The sequence below is a fragment of the Vibrio sp. 10N.222.54.E6 genome (assembly GCF_041473955.1).
Lineage (GTDB): Bacteria > Pseudomonadota > Gammaproteobacteria > Enterobacterales > Vibrionaceae > Vibrio > Vibrio tasmaniensis_A.
This window is the reverse complement of record NZ_JBFRTD010000050.1, coordinates 1-18995: the sequence shown is the minus strand read 5'-3', so window position 1 is coordinate 18995 and position 18995 is coordinate 1. Positions and strand designations below refer to the sequence as shown.

Genomic DNA, 18995 nt, shown 5'->3' with positions numbered 1-18995 from the left:
CCCTACCAGACGGGTATAGAACCCATCTGGTTTTTATTTTTGGCTTTTGTTATGCTGCTTTCGTGGATTCAGCGATTTCTTTAACGTTATTCAAACAGCTTCGGGCAAAGCCTTCGACAAACGATTCAAAATCAGTTTGGTTGGTTTCGTTATTGTAAGGTTCACCGGCAATATCCCAGATAGCTTCACAGTGGTCATTATCGATCTGATTAACACGCATTGATGACCATAGATTTCCAATATCCATATTTGTGTAAATCAAGCTCCAGTCCATTAGCATACTTTGTTCATCACGGTGATTGAGCTGCTCTATAACGACATGCCCATCTTCAAATAACTTTTTACGAACGGAACGTGCCCCTTCGCCAGTCATTTCAATTCGTTCTAATCCATCAACAAATTTATGGAAGCCTGAGAAATCTCCCACAATTGACCAAACCTCAGCAGCCGATGCTTTAATAGTAACGGGGGTACTAATGGTCTTTGTATTTGGAACATTAATTAGTGTTGAGCGTTTTTCTGAATAATTCATCTATATATCCTTAAGGTATTAAAACTGAAAAATATCTGAAAATTACAGGTTACTTGGGTTTATGAAGTTACTGATTTGATGTTTACAGTTTCTGCAATAAATCCGCTTGAAATGAGATACCCTAAATTGGCGTCAATCAACTTGTTGTCTTTTTCCGGATAATCCAATCCAGATTGATTTAAACGGTTTAAGGTTTTTTTATAATCTATATTTGAGATGTCACCAATATCCTCTGAATTTTCATCGAGATAAAATGACACTACTTGATATAAAGCATTTGATTCATCTAGTGTTAGCAGCATGCTTCTCCACTGATCATCCGATATAAATTTAATTGGTATCCCATGATGATTTAGCCGACCCACATATTGTTTCCAAGTTAGTGGTTTCGGGTTATGAAAGTGAAGAACAGGTGTATGTTTAACTTTATCTAATGAACCTTCCACAAGACCTTGGGCGATAAAGTCGACGGGGCACAGATCGAACTGTAAATCCCAATTTGGGGCGACCCCCATTTGTGCAGCCCCCTTTAATAGCAACAAAATTCGATTCTGGTCAGGGAAACAATGGCCAGTTTGAGAATGCCCAGTAATGTTCCCTGGTCGAACAAGTGTTATTGGGACGCCTCGTTCATAAGCTTGCCAAACCAATTGTTCAGAAACCCATTTGGTGAGGTTATATCCATTGTTTACGAAAGCCGGTAGCTGCCCTGCTGGCCCCTCTTCCACAATGTGTCCTTGTTCATTTAGATTACTTGCAGCACTTAATGTTGAGACATAGACCACTTGCTTCTGCTGACCAGTGCAAGCCATACGTAGTAGATCGATGGTCGAGCGAACATTAGCATTGTAAAGATAAGTGTAATCATAGATATGATTCACTTGCGCACCGTTGTGATAAATGACATCAACATTTCCGCATAGCATTTGGTAGTCGCTGTCAGTTAGACCTAGCTGCGGGGCAGCTAGATCACCACATACCACTTTGATTCGAGGGTTCTGATTAAAGTCATTGACCCCGAATTTTCTATAATTTTCAGCCAGTTTCTTGAGTGCATATTCTTGAGAGCTTGCTCGGATGTGGCAATAGATAATCGCATCAGTCTTTTGAACCAATTGCTCCAAAATATGAACACCTAAAAATCCTGTAGCCCCTGTTAATAAAACTGCACGGGGATTAAATGCGTTAAGATTCTCTTCAGTAAAGGGGGCGATTTTTTGATCCAGTACCAAATCTGCATATATTCGGTCTGAAATCTGCGCCCCTTTCGTGAGGTGGTCCGACGTTAAAAGTTTGCTTAGTGCTTCGATCGTTGGTTTTTCCATGAAGCGAGCTAATGTAAAGCTTCCTTCGTAGGTATTCCTTACCGTGAGGAGCATTTTTGATACAAGTAATGAATGACCTCCCATATCAAAAAACGATGAATTCAGAGATAAGTCCTCAGGGTCAACGTCGAGTGATTCAGCCCATATTTCTCTCAATTCCGTTTGTAATTTAGTCCAAACTTCATCTTTGGTGGTACCAACCGAACGCACTTTGAATTCTGCAAGTTTTTTACGGTCAACTTTACCGTTGACCGTGTAAGGAAATTCTTGGAGCTCTTTGATTAATACTGGCATCATATAATCTGGTAAGCATTCGCCCAACTCAACACGTAATTGGTCGGTAGAAACATTAGATTTCGGACCTTTAACAAAAGCTCTGATCTGTTTTTTATCGTCGGCTATAACTACACACCCAGTGTAAAGGTCTAATCGAAGAATCGTGTTTTCTATCTCACCAAGCTCAACTCGAAATCCTCGAATTTTAAGCTGATTGTCCCGACGACCAATAAAGTTAATTTCACCATTATTGTCCCAAAAGCAAATATCACCCGTGCGATACGTTTTGCCTGCTTTTGAGTTCGATTCAATCGGGGCAAATCGTTCATTAGTTTGAATAATATCTCGTACATACCCAGGCCCAACTCCTTTCCCTGCTATATACAGCTCACCTTGCTCCAGAGTCTGGCAAGGATCGCCTTTTTCATTAATCAGGTAAACCTGAGTATTATTGATTGGCTGTCCAATGACTTTGTTATTGCAGCCTTGATCTAGTCGTTTAAAGGTAGCCAGCACAGTACATTCAGTAGGCCCATATATATTGACCAAATTTGACTGTCCGGACCAATGATCGATCGCTGCACTGTCACAGACATCGCCACCGGTGATGATGTATTCCATAGATGGCCATGAACACTGCGGCATTGCCGATAACATTGCTGGTGGTATGAAACAGTGTGTGACTGACTCTTCTAAGATTAAATTGTTTAGTTGTTCGAAGTCATGTCGCTGCTCTGATGAAGGTACAATAAGTGTCCCCCCAGTTGTAAATGTAGGGAAGATATCTAATAGAGATGCGTCGAAGGAAACTGTTGTGAACTGAAGACAACGAGAATCATATGATAGATTCGTTTCTGTGATATACCAGTGACAGAAATGAGCCACATTCTGATGAGTGAGTTGCACGCCTTTTGGAACACCCGTTGAACCTGACGTATAGATCATCACAGCATTTTGACTTGTGTTTTCTTCGTATTTAAACGACGTCGCTGTTGTTCCGATATCAATATTTTGCTCTAGGGCATCTATTGAAGTAGCTCGCGTTTCTGTCTCAAAATTTAACGCTCCAATTAATAATTGAGGTTTAGAGCCTTTCAATATGTTCTTAATTCGGTCTTCTGGGTACTCGGGGTCGATGGGCACATAACAAGCATTTAGTTTTAACACTGCCAGAATCGTTGCATATAATTCGATGGACTTTGGTAATGCGATTGCTATGACTTGTTGTTCTGCACAACTACCTGAATACAGGAGATTTTGAATATTTGACGCATATCTTTCAACCTTACCTTCCAGCTCTTTGTAAGAGATCGAGGTATCACCAAATTTGACCGCTGCCTTTTGGGGGAACAACATAACCGTATTTTCATAAGCTTCGTATAAACCTTGATAATACTTTCCGTTCTCGATCGTCTCATTAGACTTGTGCCAAAATTTTAATTCATGAAGGTCAACCTCTGAATAGTGCACTAATTCATCACTAGGAATTGTGTTATCTTTGGTTAAACCTTGTGACAAGCGTGTGAGCGTCAAAGAAACACACTGTTCTACAACTGTACAAATTTCTTTGTGAATATCTGCCCCATTATGTGTGAATCCGTTCTTTATGACTGACTTAGTAATTAGCACCAACTGCCCGTCAAATGGTGCTAATGTAGAAACAATGTATTGTTCATTATCACTCTCATGAGCCACGCTAATATACACTGACGACCTTGAACCTAAATCGATGTCATCAGGATGGTAACGCTTAAGAGTGAAATCGACCTTCATTGAGTCTTCAGTTTCAGAAACAGTTTCGTCGGGTTTTGATGAAATAATATTATGACCAAGCTCGTAAATAAGATTGGCTAGTTCATGCGAGCAAGGACACTTGCTATCAAGTGCAATAGAATAAAGTTTCATTGTCTTTCCATGATCTATGAATATTGGGCAAGAAGATTTCGGGTCGGTGCGTGCTCAAAAATGCCTGACGCAATTAGGAATCGGCGGATATTTGCAACCATAGGGTGCTGTCCAGTAATAGGGTACCCACCAACAAGGTTTTCAAGTACTTTAGCTTTAACGACACCTGGAAGGGATAGTTGGTTGATCAACGCTGTATCAAATTCTTTCTGGATATCATTTGTAAGATATTCTTCAAGAAATTTTGGCAATGCAGACCCAATAGCCAATCGAGATGATTCATCAATCTCGGCCCAGTAAATCTTGACTAGCTCTGTCCAAAACTTTGAGTGGCGACCTTCGTCTGCAAGATGATCTGCCATAAGACCCTTAATTGAGCGCTTAACACTGTCGTCACTAGCAAAAGCAGCAACGTCAGAAGTTACAGTGTTCTCAGAGATGGCCACAGCAATCAGTTCAACGCCGGCTTTATGGTTAGCGTCATCTAATGAGGCGATTGCTTTCGGGATTGCTCGACTAAGCTCAATTTCATTAAATACCTGAAAGGGCTTTGAACCAGTTTGTTGTTCCATCTTATTCTGGAAATCCATTGCAACAAATGCGTGGTAGTCTTCATCAATAACAACTGACATTGCGTCATATCTAGCCTCGAATGAAAACTCAAAAGGAAAACGACCTTTAGCAATATCTAGTGCCGTTTTGTTAACAATTTCAGTCTCAAAAATTACAATATCATTGATATATTTGTATAGGCTTTGAAGCAAAATCGTATTTTGTACCTCTAAACCCAACTTCTCAATTACCGGATCAAAGCACAATGGCTGTCTTTCCTTTGGGTAAAATGAAAGTTCATCATCCTCAATAATGCGTCTTGGTCTTGTCCGGATTGTCGCTCGTTGTTCCCATGAATTTGCGTGTGATTGATAAGCCATTTTATGTTCCCTTTCAACTGCCTTGTTAGTTTATTTGTTTAGTAATAGTGAATTTCTAGAAGGACACACCCGTCGTAGCTTTTGAACGGTCCATGATGAGTACCTGCTGGTCTTATAAAGTATTCACCTGCTGTGTATTTATGCTTTAATTCTAAGGTGTCTTTATCGAGAAGAATTTGGTCACCCGAAACCAGATATACCTCTTCATGGTAATCATGAAGAAATACTTCCTTGGTCCCAGCATCAGGGTTAAAGCGAACAAAGCGAGTTCTTATCCCAGTTTTCTTTTCAGTATCTAGGGTGTCTTCGATAATGATCTGTTCGATGCCAGGGTCAAAACTAGTTGGGCTAGTCCAATTCTCTGAAGGGATATTTAAGATTTTTTCCATAATTTCCAAACTCAGTGTGTATTAAAAAGAAGGCCTTGCTTAGTCGAGCCGATTAAAGGATTCGTCCTGATCCAAAAATGAAGAAACCGCATTTAGAGTAGCCTGCAGAAGAGCTTTTAATGAGTCACTATTAATTGAGACGCCAAAGTAACTCAGCTGTAAATTGGATTGGATCTCAACGTAAGTGACGGCTCTACTTTCAGTACTAAGCCCCAGCGTATGCTCAGAATAATCTTTGATATTTATATCGATATCGAAGGCTTGTTTTATGCCATTAACCAAAGCACTCATGATTCCAGAACCAAGCCCTTCAACATCAACTCTGCGCCCCTTGTGATTTAAAGTTGAACTGATGCATAGCTCACCCGATTCAGACTTGCTTTCATAATCTATCAGTTGAAGATCTGGTTTATCTAAAACGCCATATGACTCTCGGAATAGCCGCCAAATTTCATTCAGGTTCATTTCGCAACCTGAGTGGTTAGTAAATGATTTAACCTTTTCGCTGAAGTCGATTTGTAGTAACCTAGGAAGCCTCAATCCGTGGTTCTGCTCTATGAGCCAAGCTGCACCACTTTTACCTGATTGGTTATTTACCCGAATTACCTCTTCATAAGCACAACCAATATCAATGGGATCAATTGGTAGATATGGGACATCCCAAGTGACTTGCCCCGTTTCAAACCGCTTTGCAAACCCTTTTTTAATGGCATCCTGATGTGAACCTGAAAATGCCGTAAAGACCAACTCACCCGCATATGGGTGCCTAGGATGTACCGGAATTCGATTACAATATTCAGCTACTTCCACGGTTTTCTTGATATTTTCAAACTTAATGTTTGGGTTAACACCTTGGCTATATAGGTTCATGGCCAGTGTTACTAAATCAACATTCCCTGTTCTTTCACCATTGCCGAACAAACAGCCTTCAATTCTCTGAGCGCCACCAAGAACACCAAGTTCAGCAGTAGCAACGCCAGTACCGCGGTCATTGTGTGGGTGGATACTGATAGTTACATTATTGAGATCGCTAAAATTTCTAATGAATAGTTCGATCTGGTCGGCAAACACGTTCGGAGTGTTGACTTCAACCGTAGTCGGTAGGTTTAGTATTAATTGTCTGGATTCATTAGGGCACCATAAGTCTTTTACTGCTTCACAGATCTCTAAGGCAAATTCAAGCTCTGTAAAGCAAAAGGTTTCCGGAGAGTATTCCAAACACCATGTAGTTTCCGGTTGTTCCTCACATAACTGCTTAATCAATTCAACAGCGTCTAAAGCAAGATGAATGGTTTTTTCTTTTGAATTTCGAAAAACCACATCCCTAAATACGGGAGCGGTGGCATTGTAGACATGAACAATTGCCTGTTTTGCTCCTCTCAAAGAATCCATCGTCATTCGAATCAGATCCGGACGTGCCTGAGTAATTACTTGAACCCAAACATCATCAGGTATGTGGTCCTTTTCTATTAGCTTACGGACGAATTGAAACTCAGCATCTGACGCAGAAGGAAACGCGACTTCGATTTCTTTGAAACCACATTGCACAAGATGGTCGAAATACATAAGTTTTCTATCGTGATCCATAGGGTTAGCTAGGGCCTGATTTCCATCCCGTAGGTCGGTTGAGCACCAACGAGGTGCTGATTCAAGTCGCTTGCTAGGCCATACTCGTTCCGGATTAGATACAATAGATGCTGGTGTATATTTTTGAGATGGTTCAGAAATCATGTTTGCTACCTCGCGTTAGTTCATTTCATTTTAAAGTTGAGAACTGAATTTTCTTTCGCTAATGTAAAGAATGAAAGCTGAGCAACCAATACAGTAAAAAATATTAATGCCTCTGAATTAAAAGTCGAGAATGAATAGTTAACCCAAACGGATGACACAGCAGTCGCTAAACAATATAATCCAATAGCTAACCATCCTAATCTTTGCGTTATCCTAATCTTTGCGTTAATAGAGGGTTATGCTTTAGATGGTAACCATTAAAATATTTTTCTTGGCCATTATCGAAATTCCTTTTATACCCACTTATCGCATTGATTTAACCTTAATTGTTGGAGCTAGCCATGCTCCCTGTCAGTAAAAATATTCTCAGACAGGAGGTAATACCTTAAATTATTAATAGATAAATTATTTAAAATAACTATACCCAAGCAAGAGTTAGCTACCTTTCTTAGTTTATATAGAACAGTCAAGCATAGGATCCAGATGAACCTTCGACGGTAAAATTCAAACTCAAGCCAACTAACATGTATAATGACGATATTTTCAACCCAAGGCTCACGTATGGGTTGGCTGGTCTAATATCCCAGAATCAGCCGCTAACAAATTGCTTAATGAGACAGTTAACGTTCGGCGATTTTGGGTTTCAGTAGTTTTAACTAATAAACGGCTTTGTTGCGTAATTAAATTTAAAGATAGAACAACCCCGTTTCGCGTATTTCTTAATCAATACGACAAGTTTCAGGCATACCTAAGCCAGTAAGCTTGTTCAACGCTTTTATCATCGCGTAAGTTTCACCCACCTGGGCATTGTAATTTCTTAAGCTCAATCGTCCTCCTAGCAACTGTTTAACTCGATACATCGCTGTTTCTGACAATGAACGTTTGTAGTATCCATACCGCTCTTTCCAATACTTATTTGAGCCGTATAATTTCTGGCAACCCACGGCGAGATTTCGAGGATGACCACGCTCCCAGAAGGCTGCCCCTTCTCTTGGGGGAATAAGCGCAACGGCTCGCTTCATCTTAATAGCAGCGCGACACGCTCTCGTGTCGTAAGCGCCATCACCAGACACCTCAAGGATGCTTCGACGTGTTTGTTTCAGTAGGTTCGGGAGTACTTCACCATCTGTAACCGTTGATAAACTTAGCTCGGCGGCAATGATCTCATGAGTGCTTGTATCAACTGCAATATGCAGCTTTCGCCAGACTCTCCGCTTGCCATCCGTCCCGTGTTTTTTGACTTTCCATTCACCTTCGCCATAAACCTTAAGGCCAGTTGCATCAATGGCTAGGTGTTGTATCGCTCCTCTCGCTTTAGTCTTAAATGAGACCTCAACTTGCTTGGCTCTACGACTGATGCAGGTGTAATGCGGACAACTTAACGGCACATGGGCTAACCTAAATATCGAGTCGATAAATCCTTGCAGCGCTCTCAGTGGCATAGAAAAAACTCGTTTCACCATGAGTGCTGTCGTAATAGCTAAATCACTGAACCGACGTGGCCTCCCGCGCTTATTCTGTTTGCTTTGCGCCCACCCACTTATTGCTTCTTCATCGATCCAGAAGGTCAGAGAACCACGGTTAATGAGCTATTGGTTGTATTGCTTCCAGTTGGTTGTTTTGTAACAAGGTTTAGGCATAAGGCTACGAGAGAGAGTGGTGGTAGCTGATCAGATCGTAGGTTCTTGATTTAGTTCCATTGAATTACGCAACAAAGCCCCGTTGCAATGGATTTTAAAAGCTGTGGATCGACATTATAAAATCTCCCTGCCTCATCAAAGCAAAAAGCCCAACCGAAACACGGCGATAGCAAAGAAAGGTAAAGTAATGGTTTCATCATAAAAAGCCACCTATCAGCCACAAACCCACAAAGTGACACCATGAAAAAGCAATAGAATCAAACATCGAGCAAATAGGCGTACTGTGGTACTGAGAGCGGTATTGGCGACCGCTTGCGGTCGAGCCTTTGGCTCAAATTCTTTTAGCGCGAGCGTTGAAGCGTTCGGACAAAAAAAATGCCTCTAGGATAAGAGGCATTTAAGAAAACATATTTGAATATTAAACGTTGATATGACTGCCAACCCAAAACGCGGCACCGGCTACCGTCGCAATCATAGCGAAGGCTGTTGCAATAATGAGATTTTTAAGGGAACTCACTTCATTACGAACTGTGTCGATTTTATCTGAAAGCTCATGACGAACCGCTTCGATCTTCTGATCGAGTTCTTTACGCGTATCATTTAACTGCTCTTGAGTGGCAGCATGAGCGGTTAGGTTGATCAGCTCTTCAACGCTTAATGTGACTTTGCTTGATTCAGACATAGTAGAAACCTTATTTAATTGCTTACAGTTTATAGCATTATGATGAGGAAGTCATTCACGCCAGAATAGGCGTAAATGAGAGACATGTTTCACTAATGGCTATATCCAACCACGCTCCACAAACGACACCACATCTTCAAAAGACACCACGAAATGATCGAGAACTCGAATATCAACCAAGGCTAACGCGTCGGTCAGTCGTCGAGTAATACGTCGATCGGCTTGACTGGGTGTGGCATCACCGCTGGGATGGTTATGATAAAAAATGACCGCGCTTGCATTTGTGGCCAGTGACTCTTTGACCACTTCACGCGGGTAAACGGATGCGGTGTCAATGGTGCCGTTAAACATCTCTTTTGTGCGTAAAACTCGATGCTGACTATCAAGAAAGATCACCCCAAACACTTCGCTTTCATTGGAAGCAAGTGAAGCCTGACAAAATGACTTCACCAATTCAGGGGAATTGAGTGGCGTCTGCTCTGACACAAACAACTTAGATTTTAAAATGCTCGCGGCATGGTGCAAGATATCTTTTTCTTCTACAGAGAAAAGGCTGTGATTAGAGTAGTTAGCAAGTACAGACATAATAGATCCCTTTTAATATTTAAAGTCGTGATGGGCGGCGCTCAGTCCGTGTTATTGGCCATACAAGATAGTCAGAAGATCTTTCGCTCTCGCTTGATGCTTAGCGGTCGTTTCAACGTTTCTCTCTTCTTTTTTCGCATAGGCGTAATCTTCTCGCATCTGTTTCACAGTCGTAGCTCTATCACATACGCCAATACTCACCCCTTTTCCTTTATTTCCTTCCTCCAAGATCAAAGAGTCGGTATAACCAAACTCATTAAGTAAAATCTCATGCACTTTAACCGCTCGAACGCTCGAATTAAAGTCCGTTGAATTCACCCAAATAAGTCCCTTTGAAACAGTCGCGGAAACGGTCGAACGCACTGCACGTTCAACGACCTGGCAGGAGATATCATTTTTTGGTGAGCTTTCGTGCCCAGCGGCGAAACGCTGGTCGCTGAACATCGATTTAGAGAGAGTTGGGCTTGAGTTTCGTTGTGCCATGAGGAGTTTCCTTTTTGTTTGAGTATCACTTTTATGGAGCCGCTTGGCTGTCCGGCAAGCGCTCATGGTTCTCAATAACAAGGGCGCGAAGCGTTCATATACCCTTGTTATTGGGGCTCTGAGCGAGCACGGTAAACAGCCTGCGAGCCCCATCAAATGATGCAAGTCGAAAGGGAAATCGGCACATAAGGCAACAAGCCCTTACTCGAACTTAATGGAGGTCAGTGAAATGAGTGAGGAGGTACGACGAACAGCAACGAGGAAGACTGACGAGGCGCAGGCGTTTAGGGTTGTACGATAGGAGCTTGTAGAGAAGCACCTTCTGGTGCGGCACGCAGTGGCTCACTAGGGTGATGCCAATCTAGGCCATAGATGAAAGCTCCAAGAGAAAGCCTTGCCCGAAGGATCACGCCTAAGGAAAGAGCACCTCATTATTTCTCACCCCACGTAAAAAACTAAGAAGCAATAAGCTAAGAGATAAGAAGCCAAGAATGAGGATTATTTAAATACATTTACCCGTCAGTAAGTCACTAGAATGGGTATATCGATACTGCCACCTTGCTCACTGTAACTCCCTTTTGAGAGCCAAAGGTCAGCGTCCCTTTTTCAAAACGAGCATTAATGGTCTCAAGCGCTCGATTAAGCTCTAACTTGTTAGAGTTAGCCCCAAATCAGTCAAGCCAGTTTCTAAGTTAATGTATATACGTCTATAAGTAAGGCAAACACTTGTCGTATTTTCCAGTAGGAATAAAAACAGATATCGTCCTTACCTCACTTTTTTGAGACCTCACCTTAGTCATCACTTCAGCGCTGTGATGTACTATTTCTCCAAATAGCACATCCGTTTCTCTTAATCGGTCCCGATAACTTAGTTCAACTGATTTACGCAACAAAGAAATATCAAAATCCTTTATACGTGGTGCGAGCCATGTAAATCCAAATCAAACGGTGATGAAAACCGTGCGGTGCTTTATTAAATTATTCATATGTGTGCTCTACCCTTTGCCACTTAGAGTAGTTATATCAAGATATTTAGTTATAGTGCGTTAATGACACAATGCCTTTCTAGCGTAAATCAATTTTAATTAAGCCAAGAAATTATTTACACCTTCGCAATAATTATTGGCTTTGTTGCGTAATTCAGTTTAGAAACAGAGTCTCCCCGTTTCTCATGCTTTTTAGTCAATACGACAAGTTTCAGGCATACCTAACCCAGTAAGCTTGTTCAACGGTTTTATCATCGCGTAAGTTTCACCCACCTGTGAATTGTAATTTCTTAAGCTCAATCGCCCTCCTAACAACTGTTTTACTCGATACATCACTGTTTCTGATAGTGAACGTCTGTGGTATCCATACCGCTCTTTCAAATACTTATTTGAGCCGTATAACTTCTGGCAACCCACGGCGAGATTTCGAGGGTGACCACGCTCCCAGAAGGCTGCTCCTTCTCTTGGGGGAATAAGCGCAACGGCTCGCTTAATCTTAATAGCAGCGTGGCACACTCTCGTGTCGTACGCGCCATCGCCAGACTCTACGCTTGCCATCCGTCTCGTGTTTTTTGACTTTTCATGAGTGCTGTCGTGATAGCTAAATCACTGAATCGACGTGGCCTACCGCGCTTATTCTGTTTGCTTTGCGCCCAACCGCTTATTGCCTCTTCATCAATCCAAAAAGTCAGAGAGCCACGGTTAATGAGCGATTGGTTGTATTGCTTCCTGTTGGTTGTTTTGTAACGAGGTTTAGACATAGAGCTACGAGAGAGAGTGGACGTAGCTGCTCATATCGTAGGTTCTTGATTTAGTTCCATTGAATTACGCAACAACAAATCCACCTAGCTTTATTATTTATATTTAATAGATATAAATAATAAATATATATCTTTTCAACCCTAGAACCATTGTTACATTATAACAATTAGTGTTCTATTTGAGGTCGAGGGAATGAAAGGACACCTTTTAAAAGTAAAAGCACTTTTTTTGGCAACTTTGGCTTTGGGTGACATGGCCTCTGCTTCTACAGCTCTTCAGTTCAAAGACGTGCTCGGTAGAAACATCTCTTTAGAAAAGCCGGCAGAAAAAATTTTCCTAGGTTTTTATTTTGAGGATTACCTAGCGATCGCTGGACCAGATGCTTACAAAAAAGTGGCTATTTTCCCAAGACACTCTTGGAAAGATTACCGTCAATCTCAATGGACCACCTATAAAAAAATCATTCCTGAGTTAGAAACGATTATTGATTCAGGTTCTCTTTATACAGGTACTTTTGATTTCGAAAAACTCTTGTTAACTAAACCTGATGTTGCACTTCTTGCGGCGTGGCAATATCAATCCCTTGGTGAAAAAGTTGAAATACTTGAAAAGAATGGTATCAGAGTTGTCGTTGTAGACTTCAATGCTCAAACGCTTGAAAAACACGTCATTAGCACACGTGTTATAGGCAGAGTAATGGGGACAGAAGGACGCGCTTCATCGATTGCAACGGAATACGAAAACACAGTAAACATGGTTAAACAACGTGTTACGAGGCATCTGGAAAACCACACGGCACGCCGTGTGTATGTGGAAGCAGGTACAGGTGGACCAAATGAATACGGTAAATCTTACTCGACGACAATGTGGGGCAACCTTTTGACAATGGCGGGGGCCGATAACCTTGCCCATGGGATGTTTGAAGGTTCTGCCCACCTAACGCCTGAATATATCTTGAGTCAAGATCCAGAAGTGATCTTTATATCCGGTGCTCACTGGGTTAAACATAACGACAGCGCCCTGCTTGGTTTCAACAGCACAATGGAAGAAGCGCAAACTAGATACCGCCCCTACCTAAATCGTGCTGGCTGGAATCAACTGACGGCAGTTAAAAATGGTGACGTCTACGGTATATACCACTCAGGAACACGTACTATTTACGACCACGTTTTCTTGTTGTATCTAGCAAAGTCTATTTACCCAGAAGCATTTAAAGATATTGAACCTAAGAAATTGCACCAAGAATTTTTTAGGAACTACATGCCGCAAGCGCTCAAAGGCACTTTCATGATTCAGGTGGGCGTAACTCATGAATGAAAGCATGAAAGCATCGTCTGACCTGAATCATTCCAGCGGCGCTATTTATCAAAGAATGCAGAAGCAAAGAATTAAGATTTTGCTAGGCGCTTTTCTGGCAACGAGTTTTTCCGCTTTATTCGATCTTGGTACTGGCTCATCGTGGCTAGGCATTGAACAAGTTGTTGAAGCCCTCCTAGGTGGTCCCTCTGGTGACAGCTTATCAACACTTATTGTCTGGCAACTTCGGTTACCCATCACTCTCACCTGTCTTATGGTTGGCGCCTCACTCGGCCTCGCTGGCGGTCTAATGCAAACCCTCTTAGCCAACCCACTTGCCAGTCCGTATACCCTTGGTATCTCTGCTGCTGCTGGATTTGGTGCAGCCATAGCTTTTTTAACCGGTTTTTCAGTATTTGGTTTGCATTGGTTAGGCGTGCCGTTTGCCGCTTTCTTGACATCTGGATTAGCGAGTATGGCGATCTATATAATTGGTCGCAGCCGACATATGGACGCAAAAATCCTGATTTTGGCAGGTATTGTCGTTCTCTTCTTTTTCCAGGCTTTACAGTCATTAATTCAATATTTGGCATCACCAGAAGTGCTGCAGCAAATTGTTTTTTGGTTATTTGGCAGTCTACTGAAGGCGAGTTGGTTGTCCTTCTTTGTTTCAGGAGCCGTTTTCCTGTTCGGTTTGGTCTTTGCGTTATCTAAGGTATGGGCACTCACCGCCCTCACTTTAGGCGAAGAGCGTGCACTCGCCTTGGGAATAAAGACCAGCAAGTTAAGACTACAGATGTTTTTACTGTGTTCCTTATTAACTGCAGGAGCAGTGTCGTTTGTCGGAACCATTGGTTTCATTGGTTTGGTTGCTCCTCACCTAGCAAGAATGCTAATAGGCGAAGATCAGCGTTTCTACTTACCTTTGGCGGCATTAATGGGAGCGTTGCTTTTATGTACCTCGTCTCTTGTTGCTAAGTTGATTGTCCCAGGCACTATCATACCAATTGGTATCGTCACCTCCTTAGTCGGTGTGCCGATCCTTCTTTATTTTCTGATAAGCAGGAGGTTTATCTAATGACGTCGCTTTCAATAGAAAATCTTGCCGTTCCAATTGGAAGAAAACTCGTTTTAAAGAAGGTAGATGCCCACTTTTTGGGTGGCAAATTTACCGCCATTTTAGGGCCCAATGGCGCAGGAAAAACGACATTGCTCAAAGCTATCATGGGCATCATTCCTTCTGATGGGAAGATTAATTCAAGTGGGGAGGACGGGCTGAGATTACCGCTACAATCCTTCTCGTACCTATGTCAACTCAACAAATCTCCCTGTCAATTAACGGTTATTGAGTTTGTCTTACTGGGCTTGGTTCATCAACTGAGCTGGAACATCACATGTGAACAAGAACAAAAAGCAGACGCCATCCTTGATTATCTAGGTTTGAGAAATCTCGCCCTTAGACAGTTTTCTCAACTAAGCGGTGGTCAGCAACAGCTGGTTTCACTGGCGCAATCTCTTGTTGCTGAGCCCAAGGTATTGCTCTTAGATGAACCAACAAGCGCCTTAGATCTCAAGCATCAAGTCCAAATTTTAGACCTTGTTCGTCAATATACCCGAGCCAAAAATATCATCACAATTGCGGTCCTACACGACCTCTCTCTCGCTGCTCGATACTGCGACCATCTTCTCTTAATGAATGATGGTGAAGTTCAATATTGCGGTAAACCAGAAGACGTGCTCGATTCTGAAAGGCTGGGGAAAATCTATCAGATTCATGTGGACGTAGGTTGTTGCGTTCATGGACATACCCACGTCACCCCAGTTCGAGCCCTTAAAACAGATTAGGCATTCTTATGGCAATGAATAAAAGGCAATATCACTTATTAGTTTCTCTATCCACGTTTGAATCTCAAATTCAAACCCTGACTCATTACAGCCTTGAAAATTGTGAATGTTTTGTCCTTTTGCAAGAAAAAATTGATGAGTTTTGCGCTTGGATTTTGCAAGAAAATTTTAAAACCATTAGCGATGATTTTGATATGACCCCTGAGTACGATCGTTTAATCAAGCAGCTTCGTGAAACTGCTGTAAAAGCTCTGTGTTTATTGGAAAAACATCAGTCTCAGTGTGCCAGAGAGCATCAAATCGACATCAGCGAATATTTATACCAACTTTCTGAAAACACAAAAATTGAACTAAAAAAAGCAGGAATTGAAAGCAACTCTCGAGTCCTGTTTATTGGCTCAGGGTCCTATCCGGTTTCTGCTTTCACTATATCTCAGAGCACAGGCGCTCTCGTGCACGGTATAGATCTTGATGAGCAGGCAGTGAAAATGGCCAACCAACTCAACTTGTCAACCACTTTTAGCTGCAAAGATCTAATCACTGAGTTTGCCTCTTTCCGGCCAACTCATGTTGTAGTAGCCTCTTTAGTGGAACATAAATGGGAACAACTCAGACAGCTTAGACCTCATCTTAACCACTCTCACCGAGTATTAGTTCGATTCGGTAATGGTTTAAAGTCCGCCTTCAATTACCCTTTCAACCCAAACCTAATGGATGGGTGGGAAACACAACAGATCCATAACGATGCAGCGATATATGACACCGTCTTGATGGAGCGCGCAAAATGACTCTTTCATTAGGAAAAGTGTTAATCGTTGGCACAGGGCCAGCCGCATTTCAGACAGCAAAAATCATCAGAAACCAGTGCGAGCAACTTGGGTTAGTAAACCGCTCATCAGAGCGCTGGCAGCCGATGTTCGAAAGCTTACACAACGAACGTATTGCGCATATTTTCGCTGCCAAATCCTCTTTGAAGCGAATGGCTGGGCAGGTGATATTTGATGCGGTTTTTGAAGATTTACGCGATGTAAGCGGACAATGGGATACGTTGGTTCTGGGCACCCCATCTCATGCTTATTCAGCGGTTCTATTGGCTTTACCTAAATCGTGTTTGAGTTCCACAAAAATAGTAGTCCTCATTTCATCCTTATTTGGTGGGCACCGGATTGTAAAAGGCTTGTTTTCAGAACTGAATTTAACCCCCAACGTACTGATATTTTCCAATTACTTTGCGGCCACTAAATTTATAACGGAACAAGCTGGCGTTCGTGTCCTTACCAAAGCGGTTAAAAAACGTATTTATGCTTACTCAAGTAAAGAAAAATGCCCTGTCCTAGAGCTACTGACTCAAACTTTAGCGGATATCGGTGTTGAAGTTGTCGAGTTGGAAAATGGGTTTAGCGTAGAAGGACGAAACATTACCTCTTTCGTTCATCCCGCATTTTTTATGACCCCTTTCTCGCTCAATCATATCTTAAGTGAGACGAGAGAAGTTAAGTACATGTACAAACTTTTCCCTGAGGGACCGATCACAACCGAAACCATCCACATTTTGGTTGAGCTATGGCGCGATATATCAAGATTGATACTTCACTTTAACGGAACACCATTTAACTTGTTACAATTTCTCAATGATGACAACTACCCTGTGCATCCAGAAACCATTCGTCGTCGTCAAATTGAGCAGTTTATGTCGCTCACTCCAATAGCGCAGGAATATTTGGTTTACGTACGATACAGCGCGATTCTGATCGATCCTTTTTCTAAGCCGGATGAAAATGGGTGCTACTTCAACTTCTCTGCCGTGCCCTATGCCAAAGGTAAGGTGGAAAAAGGCAAGTTGTCTTTACCTCGAATACCTAAAGAAGATATACAGAATCTTTACTGGCTTCAAGTCTTAGGCAGAGCGCATGGGATTGCATTACCGAGCGTTAACCGTGTGCTAGGTATATTCGAATCTTGGTTAAGTAGCTCTCAACTCCCTCACCATTTGATTGAAGAGTCCCGCACTCAAGCGCACCAATACCTTGGTTGGGTGCGTCTATCATACGACCTTTAAAGAAACCCATCATGAACAACGGTGTAGCGTTAACTATATTTTCTGCGTTCATTTTTAGTGTCATGAACGCACTTATTAAAGCGGCCAGTTTGACGATTCCAAGCTCTGAAATTGTCTTCTTCCGAAGCGCAATAGGAACCGTTCTGATTTTAGGTTTAATGTGGAAAGCGAGTATCAGGTTTTCTACCACGGGCATACCAATGCTTTTGCTTCGTGGCCTGTTTGGGGCGTTTTATCTGCTCGCTTTTGTGTACGCGATTACCCACATGCCGCTAGCGGACGCCGTGATTTTGGCTTACCTGTCCCCGTTCTTCGTTATATTACTTTCCAACCTAATTTTGGGAGAAAAAGCCCCTAAAAAAGTAGCATTCCTTTTTCCGCTCACTTTGGTTGGAGTTACCTTAATTGTAAATCCATTTAGCTTCGATACATTTAATTTGTATGCCCTCTCAGGGGTGGCGAGTGCTTTTTTTGCGGCGGCTGCCTCTATCACTATTCGCCACCTGAGTAAGAGGCACCATATTTACGAGATTGTGTTTTATTTTCTTTTCACTTCGATGTTGGTATCCGGTTACTTGATGAGGGATGAGTTTGTGGTTCCACAGGGAATTGCGTGGATTTATCTAATTGCCATTGGTCTTGTTTCGCTCATTGGGCAAATTTTCCTAACAAAGGCATTCAGTCATGAAAACGCCGCTGTAGTTGCAGTCACCCGCTATATCGGCTTGGTCTTCAATATACTTTGGGGGGTTATTTTTTGGTATGAAATCCCTAGTTGGATGAGCACATGTGGCGTTCTTATAATAATAACAACATCTATTTCCCTCTCGCTAAAGAAAAAAAATATTATTCAATGATCTGAGTACCACCTAGAAAACAAACTAATCAAAGAGAGTAGGGAAGGCTTTGTTGCGTAATTAAATTTAGAGATAGATGCACCCCGTTTCGCATACTTTTTAGTCAATACGACAAGTTTCAGGCATACCTAACCCAGTAAGCTTGTTCAACGCTTTTATCATCGCGTAAGTTTCACCTACCTGTGAATTGTAATTTCTTAAGCTCAGTTGCCCTCCTAGCAACTGTTTAACTCGATACATCGCTGTTTCTGAGAGTGAACGTTTGTGGTATCCATACCGCTCTTTCCAATACTTATTTGAGCCGTATAACTTCTGGCAACCCACTGCGAGATTTCGAGGATGACCACGCTCCAAGAAGGCAGCCCCCTTCTCTTGGGGGAATAAGCGCAACGGCTCGCTTAATCTTAATAGCAGCGTGACATGCTCTCGTGTCGTAAGTACCATCACCAGACACCTCAAGGATACTTCGGCGTGTTTGTTTCAGTAAGTTCGAGAGTACTTCCCCATCTCTAACCGTCGATAAACTTAGCTCGGCTGCAATAATTACATGAGTGCTTGTATCGACGGCAATATGAAGCTTTCGCCAGACTCTACGCTTGCCATCTGTCCCGTGTTTTTTGACTTTCCATTCACCTTCGCCATAAACCTTTAGGCCAGTCGCATCAATGGCTAGGTGCTGTATCGCTCCTTTCGTTTTTGTCTTAAATGAG

The 18995-nt window shown here is 42.1% G+C and carries 15 protein-coding genes and 2 pseudogenes; 6 read left to right on the top strand and 11 right to left on the bottom strand.

Going from position 1 to position 18995, the window contains the following annotated elements; translation table 11 throughout:
• Nucleotides 1-49: 49 nt before the first annotated feature.
• The 10 genes and pseudogenes from AB4513_RS23225 to AB4513_RS23180 form a co-directional block, all read right to left on the bottom strand.
• Complete coding sequence (locus tag AB4513_RS23225; RefSeq protein ID WP_080968033.1) at nucleotides 50-532, bottom strand: SRPBCC family protein; 483 nt, start codon at nucleotides 530-532, stop codon at nucleotides 50-52.
• 59 nt (nucleotides 533-591) lie between these two features.
• A complete protein-coding gene (locus AB4513_RS23220; RefSeq protein WP_102258138.1) occupies nucleotides 592-4038 on the bottom strand; it encodes an amino acid adenylation domain-containing protein in 3447 nt (1148 codons plus the stop codon).
• A 14-nt stretch (nucleotides 4039-4052) separates the two neighbouring features.
• Nucleotides 4053-4970 (bottom strand): diiron oxygenase, encoded by a 918-nt coding sequence (locus AB4513_RS23215; protein WP_102258137.1) that lies wholly within the window; start codon nucleotides 4968-4970, stop codon nucleotides 4053-4055.
• Nucleotides 4971-5008: 38 nt separating this feature from the next.
• On the bottom strand, nucleotides 5009-5359 hold the full coding sequence (locus AB4513_RS23210) for a cupin (protein ID WP_048666151.1): 351 nt from the start codon (nucleotides 5357-5359) through the stop codon (nucleotides 5009-5011).
• A gap of 39 nt (nucleotides 5360-5398) precedes the next feature.
• Nucleotides 5399-7090 (bottom strand): 2-isopropylmalate synthase, encoded by a 1692-nt coding sequence (gene leuA / locus AB4513_RS23205; RefSeq protein WP_048666152.1) that lies wholly within the window; start codon nucleotides 7088-7090, stop codon nucleotides 5399-5401.
• Nucleotides 7091-7809: 719 nt separating this feature from the next.
• A complete protein-coding gene (locus tag AB4513_RS23200) occupies nucleotides 7810-8676 on the bottom strand; it encodes an IS5 family transposase (protein ID WP_240798315.1) in 867 nt (288 codons plus the stop codon).
• Between the two features lie 472 nt (nucleotides 8677-9148).
• The gene (locus AB4513_RS23195) at nucleotides 9149-9412 is read right to left on the bottom strand and encodes a DUF1640 domain-containing protein (protein WP_102258136.1); all 264 of its coding nucleotides are present in this window, start codon (nucleotides 9410-9412) and stop codon (nucleotides 9149-9151) included.
• A gap of 99 nt (nucleotides 9413-9511) precedes the next feature.
• Nucleotides 9512-9997 carry a DNA repair protein RadC gene (gene radC, locus AB4513_RS23190; RefSeq protein ID WP_016800123.1) on the bottom strand — a complete coding sequence of 162 codons (486 nt, stop codon included), beginning with the start codon at nucleotides 9995-9997 and terminating at the stop codon, nucleotides 9512-9514.
• A 51-nt stretch (nucleotides 9998-10048) separates the two neighbouring features.
• Nucleotides 10049-10480: a hypothetical protein gene (locus AB4513_RS23185; RefSeq protein WP_102258042.1), complete on the bottom strand. Its 432-nt coding sequence runs from the start codon at nucleotides 10478-10480 to the stop codon at nucleotides 10049-10051.
• 1178 nt (nucleotides 10481-11658) lie between these two features.
• Nucleotides 11659-12227, bottom strand: a pseudogene (locus AB4513_RS23180) (transposase).
• Between the two features lie 193 nt (nucleotides 12228-12420).
• Between AB4513_RS23180 and AB4513_RS23175 the strand changes: the two are divergent.
• The 6 genes from AB4513_RS23175 to AB4513_RS23150 are packed head-to-tail and all read left to right on the top strand — an operon-like array spanning nucleotide 12421 to nucleotide 18285.
• On the top strand, nucleotides 12421-13545 hold the full coding sequence (locus AB4513_RS23175) for an ABC transporter substrate-binding protein (protein ID WP_016800125.1): 1125 nt from the start codon (nucleotides 12421-12423) through the stop codon (nucleotides 13543-13545).
• On the top strand, nucleotides 13538-14602 hold the full coding sequence (locus AB4513_RS23170) for an iron ABC transporter permease (protein ID WP_016800126.1): 1065 nt from the start codon (nucleotides 13538-13540) through the stop codon (nucleotides 14600-14602). The genes AB4513_RS23175 and AB4513_RS23170 overlap by 8 nt, the downstream gene beginning before the upstream one ends.
• Nucleotides 14602-15369: an ABC transporter ATP-binding protein gene (locus AB4513_RS23165; RefSeq protein ID WP_017100973.1), complete on the top strand. Its 768-nt coding sequence runs from the start codon at nucleotides 14602-14604 to the stop codon at nucleotides 15367-15369. Before AB4513_RS23170 ends, AB4513_RS23165 begins: the two co-directional genes overlap by 1 nt.
• A gap of 8 nt (nucleotides 15370-15377) precedes the next feature.
• Complete coding sequence (locus AB4513_RS23160; RefSeq protein ID WP_016800128.1) at nucleotides 15378-16157, top strand: hypothetical protein; 780 nt, start codon at nucleotides 15378-15380, stop codon at nucleotides 16155-16157.
• Entirely contained in the window at nucleotides 16154-17428 is a 1275-nt protein-coding gene (locus tag AB4513_RS23155) for an opine metallophore biosynthesis dehydrogenase (protein WP_017100974.1), read from the top strand. The genes AB4513_RS23160 and AB4513_RS23155 overlap by 4 nt, the downstream gene beginning before the upstream one ends.
• 11 nt (nucleotides 17429-17439) lie before the next feature.
• Complete coding sequence (locus AB4513_RS23150) at nucleotides 17440-18285, top strand: DMT family transporter (RefSeq protein ID WP_016800130.1); 846 nt, start codon at nucleotides 17440-17442, stop codon at nucleotides 18283-18285.
• A 99-nt stretch (nucleotides 18286-18384) separates the two neighbouring features.
• Here the strand turns inward: AB4513_RS23150 and AB4513_RS23145 are convergent.
• Nucleotides 18385-18995, bottom strand: a pseudogene (locus AB4513_RS23145) (IS5 family transposase); the annotation flags it as partial.